Genomic DNA, 13,463 nt, shown 5'->3' on the forward strand with positions numbered 1-13,463 from the left:
CCCCGGCGGTGGGAGCCTCACGACGAAACGGCCCACCGGTCGGACCGGTGGGCCGTTCGATCGAGCAGGTGTAACTACCTGCAGGTGTAACTACCTGGCAGAGTGCTCGTAGCGGTAGCCGATCGCCTTGCGGGCCGTCCCCTTGCCCACGATCTTGCCGGTGACGTCGAAGCCGGCCCTCGGTCCGAGTCGGCGAGTCCTACCGCTTGTGCTGCGAGTCCGCCACCGTCACCTCGACGCGCTGGAACTCCTTCAGCTCGCTGTAGCCGGTCGTGGCCATCGCCCGCCGCAGGGCGCCGAAGAGGTTCATCGAGCCGTCGGGGGTGTGGGACGGGCCGGTGAGGATCTCCTCGATGGTGCCGACCGTGCCGAGGTCGACCTTCTTGCCGCGCGGGAGTTCCTCGTTGACCGCCTCCATGCCCCAGTGGTGGCCCTTGCCCGGGCCGTCGGTCGCGCGGGCCAGCGGAGAGCCCATCATGACCGCGTCCGCGCCGCAGGCGATCGCCTTGGGGAGGTCGCCGGACCAGCCGACACCGCCGTCGGCGATCACGTGGACGTACCGGCCGCCGGACTCGTCCATGTAGTCACGGCGGGCCGCCGCCACGTCCGCGACCGCGGTCGCCATCGGGACCTGGATGCCCAGCACGTTGCGCGTGGTGTGCGCGGCGCCGCCGCCGAAGCCGACGAGCACACCCGCGGCGCCCGTGCGCATCAGGTGCAGGGCCGCCGTGTAGGTGGCGCAGCCGCCGACGATCACCGGGACGTCGAGCTCGTAGATGAACTGCTTCAGGTTCAGCGGCTCGTGCGAGGACGAGACGTGCTCCGCCGAGACCGTCGTACCGCGGATGACGAAGATGTCCACGCCCGCGTCCACGACCGCCTTGGAGAACTGGGCGGTGCGCTGCGGGGAGAGCGCGGCCGCCGTGACCACGCCGGAGTCGCGCACCTCCTTGATACGCGCACCGATCAGCTCCTCCTTGATGGGGGCCGCGTAGATCTCCTGGAGGCGGCGGGTGGCCTGCTCGGCGGGCAGCCCGGTGATCTCGTCGAGCAGCGGCTGCGGGTCCTCGTGCCGCGTCCAGAGGCCTTCGAGGTTGAGCACGCCGAGGCCGCCGAGCTCACCGATACGGATCGCGGTGGCCGGGGAGACGACCGAGTCCATGGGGGCGGCCAGGAACGGCAGCTCGAAGCGGTAGGCGTCGATCTGCCAGGTGATCGAGACCTCCTTCGGGTCCCGCGTACGGCGGCTGGGGACGACGGCGATGTCGTCGAAGGCGTACGCCCGGCGGCCGCGCTTGCCGCGCCCGATCTCGATCTCAGTCACGTCTGTGGCCTTTCCCTCTGCGTTTCAGCGTCTTCCAGTATCGCCGACGGGTACGACAAGGGCGGCCCCGGTGCACCCGGGGCCGCCCTGAAGAGGCCGTGGTGACTACTTGCGGCTGTAGTTCGGCGCCTCGACCGTCATCTGGATGTCGTGCGGGTGGCTCTCCTTGAGACCCGCCGAGGTGATGCGGACGAACTGGCCCTTGGACTCCATCTCCCCGATGGTGGCGGCGCCCACGTAACCCATGGTCTGGCGGAGGCCGCCGACGAGCTGGTGCAGCACGTTGGAGAGCGGGCCGCGGTAGGGCACCTGGCCCTCGACGCCCTCGGGCACGAGCTTGTCGTCGGAGGCCACCCCGGCCTGGAAGTACCGGTCCTTCGAGTACGACCTGGCCTGGCCGCGGGACTGCATCGCACCGAGCGATCCCATGCCGCGGTACGACTTGAACTGCTTGCCGTTGATGAAGAGGAGCTCGCCGGGCGACTCCTCGCAGCCCGCGAGGAGGCTGCCCAGCATCACCGTGTCGGCGCCGGCGGCGAGCGCCTTGCCGATGTCGCCGGAGTACTGCAGACCGCCGTCGCCGATCAGCGGGATGCCGGCGGGGCGGGCGGCGAGGGAGGCCTCGTAGATGGCGGTGACCTGCGGGACGCCGATGCCGGCGACCACGCGCGTGGTGCAGATGGAGCCGGGGCCCACACCCACCTTGATGCCGTCGACACCGGCGTCGATGAGCGCCTGGGCGCCGTCACGGGTGGCGACATTGCCGCCGATCACGTCGACGTCCACACTCGACTTGATCTTCGACATCCAGCTGAGGGCGTTGCTGTTGTGGCCGTGCGAGGTGTCGACGACCAGGAAGTCCGCACCGGCCTCGGCGAGCGCCTGGGCCCGCTCCATGGCCTCGGGACTGGCCCCCACGGCGGCGCCGACGAGAAGGCGGCCCTCCGCGTCCTTGGCGGAGTTCGGGTACTTCTCGGCCTTGACGAAGTCCTTGACCGTGATCAGGCCCTTGAGGACGCCCTCGTCGTCGACCAGCGGCAGCTTCTCGATCTTGTGCTTGCGCAGCAGCTGCATGGCCTCGGTGCCGGAGATGCCCACCTTGCCGGTGACCAGCGGCATCGGGGTCATGACCTCGTGCACCCGGCGGGAGCGGTCGCTCTCGAAGGCCATGTCACGGTTGGTGACGATGCCGAGCAGCTTGCCGGCCGGGTCGGTGACGGGCACACCGCTGATGCGGAACTTCGCGCACAGGGCGTCGGCCTCCGCGAGCGTCGCCTCCGGACGCACCGTGATGGGGTCGGTGACCATGCCGGACTCCGACCGCTTGACCAGGTCGACCTGGTTGACCTGGTCCTCGACCGACAGGTTGCGGTGCAGCACGCCGACGCCGCCGAGGCGGGCCATCGCGATCGCCATGCGTGACTCGGTCACCTTGTCCATCGCCGCCGACAGGAGCGGGATGTTGACCCGGACGTTACGGGAGATGCGGGACGAGGTGTCGACCGCGTTCGGGAGCACCTCGGATGCGCCCGGCAGCAGCAGCACGTCGTCGTAGGTAAGCCCGAGTGTCGCGAATTTTCCGGGCACTCCGTCGACGTTGGCAGTCATGACACCTTCCCCAATGGCCTTGAACGGTGCGGATGTCCATGCTAACGGGAAGCACAGGCCCCAAATTCCACGGTACGGCTCAGCTGCGGGCTTCGTATGTTCGTACGGAAATACGCGCACACCTGTTCATCAGGGGCGGGGGGACCGTGCGGCTACTGCTCCGCCAGCGCGCGCAGCCGGCTCAGGGCCCGGTGCTGGGCGACCCGCACCGCACCCGGTGACATTCCCAACATCTGACCCGTCTCCTCGGCGGTGAGGCCCACCGCGATGCGCAGGAGAAGAAGCTCGCGCTGGTTCTCGGGGAGGTTGGCCAGGAGTTTCTTGGCCCATTCGGCGTCGCTGCTGAGCAGTGCCCGCTCCTCGGGGCCGAGGGAGTCGTCGGGGCGTTCCGGCATCTCGTCCGAGGGGACCGCCGTGGAGCCCGGATGGCGCATCGCGGCGCGTTGGAGGTCGGCGACCTTGTGGGAGGCGATGGCGAAGACGAAGGCCTCGAAGGGACGGCCGGTGTCGCGGTAGCGGGGCAGCGCGAGGAGAACCGCTACGCAGACCTCCTGGGCAAGGTCCTCCACGAAGTGGCGGGCGTCGCCCGGAAGGCGGGACAGGCGCGTACGGCAGTAGCGCAGCGCGAGCGGGTGGACATGGGCGAGCAGGTCGTGCGTGGCCTGCTCGTCCCCGTCGACAGCGCGGTGGACGAGAGCGCCGATCGTGCCTATGGCGGTGACCGCCTCGTCGTCGCGCATCGCTCCATCGTGCCCTGCTGCCGTCGGCGGCGTGGCACCGCGTCCGTCGTTGTGCACCGAAGCGTTATGAGCAGGTGCGCCGGAACTCATCCCTTGCGCCCTCCCCTTCCGCTCGAACGACTCGTCCCCGAGAGACTCCACACCTCAAGGATGCGGCATCGGCGACGAAACAAGCAGCGGGACTCCGGCGCTCCGCCTTGCGGACCCCGCCCACCGTGGGGTAGGCGGGGGCGTCCGGTCGGCCCGCGGTCCCGCTGCGGCGCAGCTCACCGCCCTGCTAACGGACCAGTCCCCAGCGGAAGCCGAGGGCCACCGCGTGGGCGCGGTCGGAGGCGCCGAGCTTCTTGAACAGGCGCCGGGCGTGGGTCTTCACGGTGTCCTCGGAGAGGAACAGCTCACGGCCGATCTCGGCGTTGGAACGGCCGTGGCTCATGCCCTCCAGGACCTGGATCTCGCGCGCGGTGAGGGTGGGCGCGGCGCCCATCTCGGCCGAGCGGAGACGGCGGGGCGCCAGCCGCCAGGTGGGGTCCGCGAGCGCCTGGGTGACGGTCGCGCGCAGCTCCGCGCGCGAGGCGTCCTTGTGCAGGTAGCCGCGGGCACCGGCGGCGACGGCCAGGGCCACGCCGTCCAGGTCCTCGGCGACCGTGAGCATGATGATGCGCGCGCCGGGGTCGGCCGACAGCAGCCGGCGCACGGTCTCGACACCGCCCAGTCCGGGCATGCGCACGTCCATCAGAATCAGGTCGGAGCGGTCGGCGCCCCAGCGGCGGAGGACTTCCTCGCCGTTGGCCGCCGTCGTCACACGCTCGACGCCGGGCACGGTCGCGACCGCGCGGCGCAGCGCCTCTCGGGCAAGCGGGGAGTCGTCGCAGACGAGGACGGATGTCATGACCGCCCTCCGCAGCTGATGCGCGTCACCTTGAGCCTCCAGGCTGGTACGGAATCGTCACCTGTGCGGTCGACCGTCTCGGACGCCTGCCCGAGCGCTTGTTGTTTCAACCGCCTCCGCACTCTCAACGACGGTCACTCGAAAGAGTTACGGGGCTGCGTGCCGTCTTCGGCACTCTACGTGAGGGCGCGGACACGGTGCAGACATGACCGTCAGACTCTCAACTTTTCATCACATCCAATGCCCCATTTAGCCCTTTTTCTTCCCGTTTCACGGTGTCTGGGGCTAGATTCGCAATGAGTCATATTTTCATCTCTCTAGACCGGAGATGTACGGTCGTTGGCACCGTATCCGCCCAGCACGGCTACAAGGGGTCACGTAATGGCAGATTTCTCCCGCCTTCCCGGACCGAACGCGGACCTGTGGGACTGGCAGCTCCTGGCTGCCTGCCGTGGGGTCGACAGCTCGCTCTTCTTCCATCCCGAGGGCGAGCGCGGGGCGGCTCGGAGTGCCCGTGAGAACTCGGCCAAGGAAGTCTGCATGAGGTGCCCGGTCCGCGCGGAGTGCGCGGCGCACGCGCTGGCGGTCCGCGAGCCGTACGGCGTGTGGGGCGGCCTGACCGAGGACGAGCGCGAAGAGCTCATGGGGCGGGCGCGCAACAGGCTGGTGTCGGCTTCGACGACCAGCGGCGACTCCCTCCCGCACACCTGAAAGAGCCGATTCCTCCCGCACACCTGAAAGAACGTTTCTTCAAAGCACTGCCGAGCGGGCCGCCCGTCGCCCTAGGCTCGCCGGGCCGTCCGGCCCAGCTGTTCCAGCGTCGCCGCCACGGCCGGCACCTGTGCCAGGTCGGGCAGGGTGAGGGCGACGATCTCCCGCACCACCGCGGGTTCCAGCGCCACCGTGCGCGCGCCTCTCGGGCGTACCGACTCGATCGCCAGCTGGGGCAGGACGGCCACGCCCAGACCCGCGCCGACCAGGCCGACCACGGCGGGGTAGTCGTCGGTGGCGAAGTCGATGCGGGGCGTGAAGCCCGCATTCTCGCACGCCTGGACGAGCTGTCCCCGGCAGCGCGGGCAGCCCGCGATCCACGGTTCGTCGGCGAGTTCCCCGAGGGCGACCGACTCCGCGCGCGCGAGGTAGTGCCGTTCGGGCAGCAGGCCGACGAGACGGTCGGTCAGCAGCGGTCGTACCACCAGGTCGTCCCACTCCTCGGCGCCCGCCGCGCCCTCGTAGCGGAAGGCCAGCGCGATGTCGCAGTCGCCCGCGCGCAGCAGTTCCACGGACTTCGGTGGTTCCGCCTCCTCCAGGGAGACCCGGGTGCCGGGGTGGGCCGCGCGCAGGGCGGCCAGTGCCGTCGGGACCAGGGTGGAGCTGCCGCTCGGGAAGGAGACCAGACGGACCCGGCCGGCGCGCAGGCCGGCGATCGCGGCGACCTCCTCCTCGGCGGCGGTGAGCCCGGCGAGGATCCCGGAGGCGTGCCGCACGAGGGCCTCGCCGGCCTGGGTCAGGCGCATCTCCCGGCCGTTGCGCACCAGCAGCGGGGTGCCGACGGAGGTCTCCAGGGCCTTCATCTGCTGGCTGACGGCGGGCTGGGTGCAGCCCAGTTCGCGCCCCGCCGCCGAGAAGGAGCCTGTGGTGGCGACGGCGCGCAGGACGCGGAGATGGCGGGCCTCAATCACCCTTCGAGCATAAGGCCGACTTGGGCAGGAGACCCAATAATGCGTCGGTGCTTTGAGTCTGGTCCCGTACCGTCGGGGCATGGAGCTTCTCTCAGTGAACCTCGGACGCCCGACGGCGTCGCCCCATACGGACCAGAAGGACGGCGTGACCGCCATCGACAAGCGGCCCGCGGACGGCTTGGTCCGGGTGCAGGCGCCCGGGCCGAAGGGGGTCGCGGGCAGCGGTCTCGCCGGGGACGCGGTGTGCGAGCTGCGCCACCACGGCGGCGACGACCAGGCGGTGTACGCCTACGCGCGCGAGGACCTCGACGCCTGGGAGAAGGAGCTCGGCCGGCCGCTGCCGAACGGCTGTTTCGGTGAGAACCTCACGACAAACGGGCTGAACGTGTCGGATGCGCTGATCGGCGAGCGCTGGCGGATCGGTTCCGGGGTCGTACTGGAGGTCACCTCCGGGCGCATCCCGTGCCGCACTTTTCAGGGCCATCTGGGCGAGCGGGGATGGGTGAAGAGGTTCACGCGGAAGGGTGCGACCGGTGCCTACCTCCGGGTGATCGAACCGGGTGAGATCGGGGCCGGTGACCCGATCGAGATCGTGCACCGGCCGGCGCACGGGGTGACGGCGGCGATGCAGTTCCGCGCGGTCACCACCGAGCGGGAGCTGCTGCCGCGGATTCTGGCGGCGGGCGAGGCGCTGCACCCGGAGGCGCTGGCGCAGGCCCGGAAGTACGTGGCGACGCGGCAGGACTGAACGGCCGTCACCCGCGAGCCGTTCACCGGCGCTTCACCCTTCTGGAGAGCTGGTGCGCACGCTTGGGGAGAGCTGGTGCACGCAGCGGACGCTGGCAGTCCGGGTAACTACCCTTGGGCCATGACAACGGCTCTGATTACGGGATCGACCGCGGGGATCGGCGCCGCGTTCGCGCGGCGGCTGGCGGCTGACGGGCACAACCTCGTCCTGGTGGCGCGGGACACCAAACGGCTGCGCGAGCAGGCGACCGAGCTGCACGACCGGCACGGCATCGAGGCGGAGGTGCTCACCGCCGACCTCGCCGAGGACACCGGCATCGAGTCGGTCGCCGCCCGCCTCGGCGACCGCAAGAACCCGGTCGACCTGCTGATCAACAACGCCGGCTTCGGCAACAAGGGCCGCTATCTGGACGTCTCGATGGCCGACGAACTGAGGATGCTCAAGGTCCACTGCGAGGCGGTGCTGCGGCTGACCTCGGCGGCGGCCGAGGCGATGCGGGAGCGCGGGCGCGGCGGTGTCGTCAACGTGGCCTCGGTGGCGGCCTTCGTGCCCCGGGGCACCTACGGCGCGTCGAAGGCGTGGGTCGTGCAGTTCACCCAGGGGGCGGCGCGCGATCTGGCCGGGACCGGCGTCCGTCTCATGGCGCTGGCGCCCGGTTTCGTCCGCACCGAGTTCCACCAGCGGGCCGGGATGGGCACGGACAACATCCCGGACTGGATGTGGCTGGACGCCGACAAGCTGGTCGCGGCGGCGCTCGCCGACCTCGCGCGTGGGAAGACGCTGTCGATCCCGGATCCCCGCTACAAGGTGCTGACGGGCCTGGCGAAGGTGGCCCCGCGCGGGCTGGTGGGCGGCATCAGCTCGAAGACGGGACGCAGGTACGGGCCGCAGTGACGGCTGTGGTGCCGCTTCCCCCGGTGGGAAAATGGGCGTGACGGTACCGGACCCAGGGGGGCCGGAGGCGGCGGCATGACGTTCGTACAGCTCATCGAGTGCAGGACCAACCGGCCGGCCGAGATGGACCGGCTGATGGACAGGTGGGTCACGCAGGCCAAGGGGAAGCGGACGGCGACGCACGCGGTGGTCGGCAAGGACCGCTCCGACGCGTCGCACGTCGTCGAGATCGTGGAGTTCCCCTCGTACGAGGAGGCGATGCGGAACTCGAACCGGCCGGAGACGGACCAGGTCCTCAACGAGATCCTGGCGATCTGCGACGGGATGCCGACGTTCACGGATCTGGACGTGGTCCGCGACGAGCGGTGGTACGCCGACACCGCGCGACGGTTCTTCGAGACGATCGCCGCGCCCGGCCCGCTGGCTCCGCTGGACGGCCTGATCACCGAGGACTACCACGACCACGATCCGGTCGAGGGCCAGGACACCATCGGCATGGACGCGATGCGGCGCAAGCTGGAGATGTGGCGGGAGGCCTTCGACTTCTCGTTCCTCGTCGAGGACCAGATCGCCCAGGGCGACCGGGTGTGCACCAGGTGGCTCTGGACGGGTGTGCAGAAGGCGGCGTTCATGGGGGTGCCGAACACCGGCCGGCAGGTCACCATGGCCGGGACGACGATCCACCGCTTCGACGCCGACGGGAAGATGGCCGAGGGCTGGTTGCAGTACGACCGGCTCGGGCTGATGGACCGGCTGGGAGCACTGGACGTGCTGGAGAACTGAAACGACAGCGGCCGCGAAGTAGTACGACCGGCGAAGCGGTACGACAGTGGGAAGTACCCGCGAGGGGCGAAGCCCCCGTTCCGGAAAAGGAACGGGGGCTTCTGCCGGTCTCCGAGCAGGAGCGACAGCGACTGTGGTGTTCCTGTCCTCGGCCAATGGTCGAGGGAACGCTGTCAGAGGGTCCGACCAGGATTCGGCTCGCGCGGCTGATCGACTCGTGACCGCCCGCCCGCGGAGCGATGCCGCACACGAGCCTGCGCGCGGCGATCCCTCAGTAGTGGTATCGAGCCTTGATGATCACGACTTCCTTCTCGGTGGCCCGGTAGACCAGCCGGTGCTCGTCGCCGATCCGGCGTGACCAGTTTTCCTGTGGCACCCACCCCGGAATGCACCCGTCGTCCCGCGCGGCACTCCTTCACGCGCCCCGAAACAGTCCGCCCCCGTCGCCGACCTCTCCCCACATACTGCCGTTCTTCGCGAGTACGAAAGCCATCACACACAGGCGGCCCCCGAGTTCGAGCGGTCGCTGGTGCGCGTGCTGGGTGACACGGGCGAGCGGGCCAACGCGATCATCAATGCCGCACTCCAGGTGGAGACCGTGTTCGGATCACCGCCCATCGACACACGGGGTGCCAACACCCGGACGCGCCCCCGGCAGTCCGGTGGGAGCACTGTGCCCCGCCGCGGAGCGGCGGGGCACAGCGACCTACTGCTCACCGGCTTCGCCGGCGTGCCTCAGTGGGAGTGGCCGTGGGAGTGACCACCGGCGGCCGGCTCCTCCTCTTCCTTCTTCTCGACGACCAGGGTCTCGGTCGTCAGGAGCAGGGAGGCGATGGAGGCCGCGTTCTCCAGGGCGGAGCGGGTGACCTTGACCGGGTCGATGACGCCGGCCTTGACCAGGTCGCCGTACTCGCCGGTGGCGGCGTTGAAGCCCTGGCCCTTCTCCAGCTCGGCGACCTTGGAGGTGATGACGTAGCCCTCCAGGCCGGCGTTCTCGGCGATCCAGCGCAGCGGCTCGACGACCGCGCGGCGGACCACGGCGACACCGGTGGCCTCGTCGCCGGTCTTGCCCAGGCCGCCCTCCAGCACCTTGGCGGCGTGGACGAGCGCGGAACCACCACCGGAGACGATGCCCTCCTCGACCGCGGCGCGGGTCGCGGAGATGGCGTCCTCCAGACGGTGCTTCTTCTCCTTCAGCTCCACCTCGGTGGCGGCGCCGACCTTGATCACGCACACGCCGCCGGCCAGCTTCGCGAGGCGCTCCTGGAGCTTCTCGCGGTCCCAGTCGGAGTCGGTGTTCTCGATCTCGGCCTTGATCTGGGCGATGCGGCCTGCGACAGCGGCGGAGTCTCCGGCACCGTCGACGACCGTGGTGTCGTCCTTGGTGACCGTGACACGGCGGGCGGAGCCCAGCACGTCCAGGCCGACCTGGTCGAGCTTGAGGCCGACCTCCTCGGAGATGACCGTGGCGCCGGTGAGGATCGCCAGGTCCTCCAGCATCGCCTTGCGGCGGTCGCCGAAGCCGGGGGCCTTGACCGCGACCGCGTTGAAGGTGCCGCGGATCTTGTTGACGACGAGGGTGGAGAGCGCCTCGCCCTCGACGTCCTCGGCGATGATCAGCAGCGGGCGGGAGGCGTTGCTCTGGATGATCTTCTCGAGCAGCGGGAGCAGGTCCGCGATGGAGGAGATCTTGCCCTGGTTGATGAGGATGTAGGGGTCCTCCAGGACGGCCTCCATGCGCTCCTGGTCCGTCACGAAGTACGGCGACAGGTAACCCTTGTCGAAGGCCATGCCCTCGGTGAAGTCCAGCTCCAGACCGAAGGTGTTGGACTCCTCGACGGTGATGACGCCGTCCTTGCCGACCTTGTCCATCGCCTCGGCGATGAGCTCGCCGACCTGCTGGTCCTGGGCGGACAGCGCGGCGACGGCGGCGATGTCGGACTTCTCGTCGATCGGGCGGGCCGTCGCGAGCAGGTCCTCGGAGATGGCGGCGACGGCGGCGTCGATGCCCTTCTTCAGGGCGGCCGGGGAGGCACCCGCGGCGACGTTCTTGAGGCCCTCGCGGACGAGCGCCTGGGCCAGCACGGTGGCGGTGGTCGTACCGTCACCCGCGATGTCGTTGGTCTTGGTCGCCACCTCCTTCACCAGCTGGGCGCCGAGGTTCTCGAACGGGTCCTCGATCTCGACCTCGCGGGCGATCGTGACACCGTCGTTGGTGATGGTGGGGGCGCCGAACTTCTTGTCGATGACGACGTTGCGGCCCTTGGGGCCGATCGTCACCTTGACGGTGTCGGCAAGCTTGTTGACGCCGCGCTCAAGGGCGCGACGGGCGTCCTCGTCGAACTTCAGGATCTTCGCCATGGGAGCGGTTCAGCCCTCTCGGAAAACGTGGGTGAAACGAACCGCGCCCCCGACGCCCGGCTTCATAAGGTCGCGGGTGCCAGGGGCGCAGCTCAAAGCAGGATGTGCTTGGGGTGAACTACTTCTCGATGATCGCGAGCACGTCGCGAGCCGAGAGGACGAGGTACTCGTCGCCGTTGTACTTCACCTCGGTGCCGCCGTACTTGCTGTAGAGCACGACGTCGCCGACCTTGACGTCGAGCGGCAGGCGCTCGCCGTTCTCGAAACGGCCCGGACCCACGGCGAGGACGGCGCCCTCCTGGGGCTTCTCCTTCGCGGTGTCCGGGATGACCAGGCCAGAGGCGGTGGTCTGCTCGGCGTCGAGCGGCTGGACCACGATGCGGTCCTCAAGCGGCTTGATGGCAACCTTGGAGCTGGTGGTCGTCACGATCCGACCTCCCCCTTCGGAGATCTCACGGGGTTAACTGTCTGAGGTGGCGACCAGGTGGATCCGTCGTCGCGGGTGCCGGACCTGCCTGTCGCGTTGTTGGCACTCTCCTGTGGTGAGTGCCAGACCCGAGACTATGACCGCGATTAGCACTCGGTCAAGCGGAGTGCCAATTGCCTACGGCGCGGCGCGGAAATTAGGTGCCCTGAGCCGCGGTGACCACCCTTCGGGACTGCCGCACATGAAGGGCCGACGCGCCGGTTCCGGGTCCCGTCCGCCCTCGGCTACAGGTAGTCCTCCAGCCGCCCCACCGTCAGGCCGTTCTCCTGGACCCGGCGGAGCAGACGGGTCGTGCGTTCGCGCAGGGGCAGGCCCGTGGCCTCGTCCAGGCCGACCAGGACGATGTCGCCGGGGCGCAGCCGCTTCTCACCGTGGCGGTACGCGATGCCGTCGGCCGTCATCGCCGCCCGCCACAGGACCACCGCCGTCACTCCGCAGTCGGCCGCCGCGCGGAGGGTGGTGGTGTCGTACCTGCCGTAGGGCGGGCTGAAGAGGCGGGGGCGGACGCCGAAGCGGGACTTCAGTTTGTCCTGCTGGCCGCAGATCTCGGTGCGCTGGCCGACGTACGGCAGGCCGGACATGGCCCGGTGGTCGAGGGTGTGGTTCTGGACGCTCGCGCCGACCTCCTGGAGGCGGGCGAAGTGGCCGTAGCCGGGGCCGACGACGCTGTCCGTGAGGAACATGGTCACCGGGAGCCGCAGTTCCCGGACCATGTCCACGAACCGGGGATCCTTCTCGGCGCCGTCGTCGTAGGTGAGGAAGACGACCTTGTCGGCGGTGGGGATGTGGTCGACGACCGGGGGGAGGGTCGCACGGAGGGAGAGCGGGTGGGATGGCGGGTGCGGCGCCGGGAGCAGGGGCGCGTTCAGGCCCCAGTGGCGGTACGGCTGTTCGGCGGCCGGGCCGTGCGGTCGTACCCGGTCGGCCGCCTTCTCGCCCAGTCGTTCGATCGGGTCGACGGACTGGGCGCAGCCCGACAGGAGGAGGGCAGCGGCCAGCAGCGCGGCCGTCGCCCTCGGCCGGCTCACAGGTAGTCCTCCAGGCGCGCCACCGCATAGCCCTCGCGCGTGACCTTGTTCAGAAAGCGCCGCATGTCGTCGATCATCGTGCCGTCCCAGTCGTCCCGGCCGCGGAAGTGCGTGAGCACGATGTCACCGGGGTGCAGGCCGCGGTCCCACTCGCGGTACTCCCAGTGGTCGACGAACACCTCCTCGTCCCAGATCGGCGCGTACTTGATGCCACATGCCTTGGCTGCGCGCAGGGTGTCGCCGTTGTAGTTGCCGTAGGGCGGCCGGAAGACCGTCGGCGCCTTGCCGAACTGCTTCTTCATGATCGCCTGCATGCCGCAGATCTCGTCCTTCTGCTCGTCGTAGGACAGGCCCGGCAGATAGGGGTGGGTCAGGGTGTGGTTGTTGAGGGTGTGGCCCTCGGACTGCATCGTGCGGAAGAAGCCGTAGTCGTCCTTGATCAGGTAGTTGCTGAGGAACGCGGTGTAGGGGATCCGCAGGTCGCTCATCATCCGGAGGAACCGGGGGTCCTTGTTCCAGCCGTCGTCGATGGTGAGGAAGACGACCCGTTGCCTGGTCGGGATCGTGGTGAAGACCGGGGGGAGGTCGTCCTCCTCCTGCCCGTCCACCTCGAAGCCGTCGCGCGCGGTGATCCTCGGCTTCACCTTCGGCGGGGCCGGGGGCCGCAGCGGGACCGCGTCCAGGCCCCAGCGCCTGGCGGCGGCGACCAGGGCCGCGTGGGAGCCGGGGGCGGGGGCCGCCGCCCGGTGCGGCTGCTGGCCGGCGGCGGGAGGGGCGGTGGAGCCGGGGTCCGGCCCCGCGCAGCCGGACATCAGGGCGGCCACGGCCAGCAGGCCCGTCACGCCCACCACGCCCACCTTCAACCCTTTTTTGTCATTTTGTACGACTACTCGCATGGCGTCGGATCCTTCCAGGCCCG

At 69.8% G+C, this 13,463-nt stretch carries 13 protein-coding genes and 1 pseudogene; 4 read left to right on the plus strand and 10 right to left on the minus strand.

From position 1 onward, the window contains the following. Positions 1-199 precede the first annotated feature (199 nt). From ACZ7OO_RS03000 to ACZ7OO_RS03015, 4 genes are all read right to left on the minus strand, one after another. The gene (locus tag ACZ7OO_RS03000) at positions 200-1,324 is read right to left on the minus strand and encodes a GuaB3 family IMP dehydrogenase-related protein (protein WP_471500876.1); all 1,125 of its coding nucleotides are present in this window, start codon (positions 1,322-1,324) and stop codon (positions 200-202) included. A 105-nt stretch (positions 1,325-1,429) separates the two neighbouring features. Then, a complete protein-coding gene (gene guaB / locus ACZ7OO_RS03005) occupies positions 1,430-2,932 on the minus strand; it encodes an IMP dehydrogenase (RefSeq protein WP_471500878.1) in 1,503 nt (500 codons plus the stop codon). A 152-nt stretch (positions 2,933-3,084) separates the two neighbouring features. Beyond that, a complete protein-coding gene (locus ACZ7OO_RS03010) occupies positions 3,085-3,672 on the minus strand; it encodes a sigma-70 family RNA polymerase sigma factor (protein ID WP_351693558.1) in 588 nt (195 codons plus the stop codon). Between the two features lie 277 nt (positions 3,673-3,949). Then, complete coding sequence (locus ACZ7OO_RS03015; RefSeq protein WP_003948568.1) at positions 3,950-4,561, minus strand: response regulator transcription factor; 612 nt, start codon at positions 4,559-4,561, stop codon at positions 3,950-3,952. Positions 4,562-4,942: 381 nt separating this feature from the next. Here ACZ7OO_RS03015 and ACZ7OO_RS03020 point away from each other — a divergent pair, with 381 nt between their 5' ends. After that, positions 4,943-5,272, plus strand: a complete 330-nt coding sequence (locus ACZ7OO_RS03020; RefSeq protein ID WP_352223028.1) for a WhiB family transcriptional regulator — start codon at positions 4,943-4,945, stop codon at positions 5,270-5,272. Positions 5,273-5,343: 71 nt separating this feature from the next. Here the strand turns inward: ACZ7OO_RS03020 and ACZ7OO_RS03025 are convergent, their stop codons facing one another. Beyond that, entirely contained in the window at positions 5,344-6,243 is a 900-nt protein-coding gene (locus tag ACZ7OO_RS03025; protein WP_471500881.1) for a LysR family transcriptional regulator, read from the minus strand. Between the two features lie 79 nt (positions 6,244-6,322). Here ACZ7OO_RS03025 and ACZ7OO_RS03030 point away from each other — a divergent pair, with 79 nt between their 5' ends. From ACZ7OO_RS03030 to ACZ7OO_RS03040, 3 genes are all read left to right on the plus strand, one after another. Then, positions 6,323-6,991, plus strand: a complete 669-nt coding sequence (locus tag ACZ7OO_RS03030; protein WP_471500883.1) for an MOSC domain-containing protein — start codon at positions 6,323-6,325, stop codon at positions 6,989-6,991. 120 nt (positions 6,992-7,111) lie between these two features. Next, positions 7,112-7,885: an SDR family NAD(P)-dependent oxidoreductase gene (locus ACZ7OO_RS03035; protein WP_352223031.1), complete on the plus strand. Its 774-nt coding sequence runs from the start codon at positions 7,112-7,114 to the stop codon at positions 7,883-7,885. A gap of 75 nt (positions 7,886-7,960) precedes the next feature. After that, a complete protein-coding gene (locus ACZ7OO_RS03040; RefSeq protein ID WP_471500885.1) occupies positions 7,961-8,668 on the plus strand; it encodes an ester cyclase in 708 nt (235 codons plus the stop codon). Between the two features lie 271 nt (positions 8,669-8,939). Here the strand turns inward: ACZ7OO_RS03040 and ACZ7OO_RS03045 are convergent. The 5 genes and pseudogenes from ACZ7OO_RS03045 to ACZ7OO_RS03065 all read right to left on the minus strand — a co-directional run. Next, positions 8,940-9,029, minus strand: a pseudogene (locus tag ACZ7OO_RS03045) (type II toxin-antitoxin system YoeB family toxin); the annotation flags it as partial. 374 nt (positions 9,030-9,403) lie between these two features. Then, positions 9,404-11,029, minus strand: coding sequence for a chaperonin GroEL (groL, locus tag ACZ7OO_RS03050; RefSeq protein ID WP_471500887.1), 1,626 nt, complete (start codon positions 11,027-11,029; stop codon positions 9,404-9,406). Positions 11,030-11,147: 118 nt separating this feature from the next. After that, positions 11,148-11,456 carry a co-chaperone GroES gene (gene groES, locus ACZ7OO_RS03055; protein WP_066995800.1) on the minus strand — a complete coding sequence of 103 codons (309 nt, stop codon included), beginning with the start codon at positions 11,454-11,456 and terminating at the stop codon, positions 11,148-11,150. A gap of 284 nt (positions 11,457-11,740) precedes the next feature. After that, positions 11,741-12,544 (minus strand): polysaccharide deacetylase family protein, encoded by an 804-nt coding sequence (locus tag ACZ7OO_RS03060; RefSeq protein WP_471500889.1) that lies wholly within the window; start codon positions 12,542-12,544, stop codon positions 11,741-11,743. Further along, a complete protein-coding gene (locus ACZ7OO_RS03065) occupies positions 12,541-13,440 on the minus strand; it encodes a polysaccharide deacetylase family protein (RefSeq protein WP_471500891.1) in 900 nt (299 codons plus the stop codon). The genes ACZ7OO_RS03060 and ACZ7OO_RS03065 overlap by 4 nt, the downstream gene beginning before the upstream one ends. Between the last annotated feature and the right edge of the window lie 23 nt (positions 13,441-13,463).

The sequence above is a fragment of the Streptomyces sp. NPDC111744 genome (assembly GCF_055634995.1).

Coding starts and splice junctions, on each gene's coding strand:
- ACZ7OO_RS03040 (WP_471500885.1), top strand. CDS start 7,961: ATGACGTTCGTACAGCTCATCGAGTGCAGGACCAACCGGCCGGCCGAG.
- ACZ7OO_RS03030 (WP_471500883.1), top strand. CDS start 6,323: ATGGAGCTTCTCTCAGTGAACCTCGGACGCCCGACGGCGTCGCCCCAT.
- ACZ7OO_RS03015 (WP_003948568.1), bottom strand. CDS start 4,561: ATGACATCCGTCCTCGTCTGCGACGACTCCCCGCTTGCCCGAGAGGCG.
- ACZ7OO_RS03020 (WP_352223028.1), top strand. CDS start 4,943: ATGGCAGATTTCTCCCGCCTTCCCGGACCGAACGCGGACCTGTGGGAC.
- ACZ7OO_RS03010 (WP_351693558.1), bottom strand. CDS start 3,672: ATGCGCGACGACGAGGCGGTCACCGCCATAGGCACGATCGGCGCTCTC.
- groL (WP_471500887.1), bottom strand. CDS start 11,029: ATGGCGAAGATCCTGAAGTTCGACGAGGACGCCCGTCGCGCCCTTGAG.
- ACZ7OO_RS03035 (WP_352223031.1), top strand. CDS start 7,112: ATGACAACGGCTCTGATTACGGGATCGACCGCGGGGATCGGCGCCGCG.
- guaB (WP_471500878.1), bottom strand. CDS start 2,932: ATGACTGCCAACGTCGACGGAGTGCCCGGAAAATTCGCGACACTCGGG.
- ACZ7OO_RS03065 (WP_471500891.1), bottom strand. CDS start 13,440: ATGCGAGTAGTCGTACAAAATGACAAAAAAGGGTTGAAGGTGGGCGTG.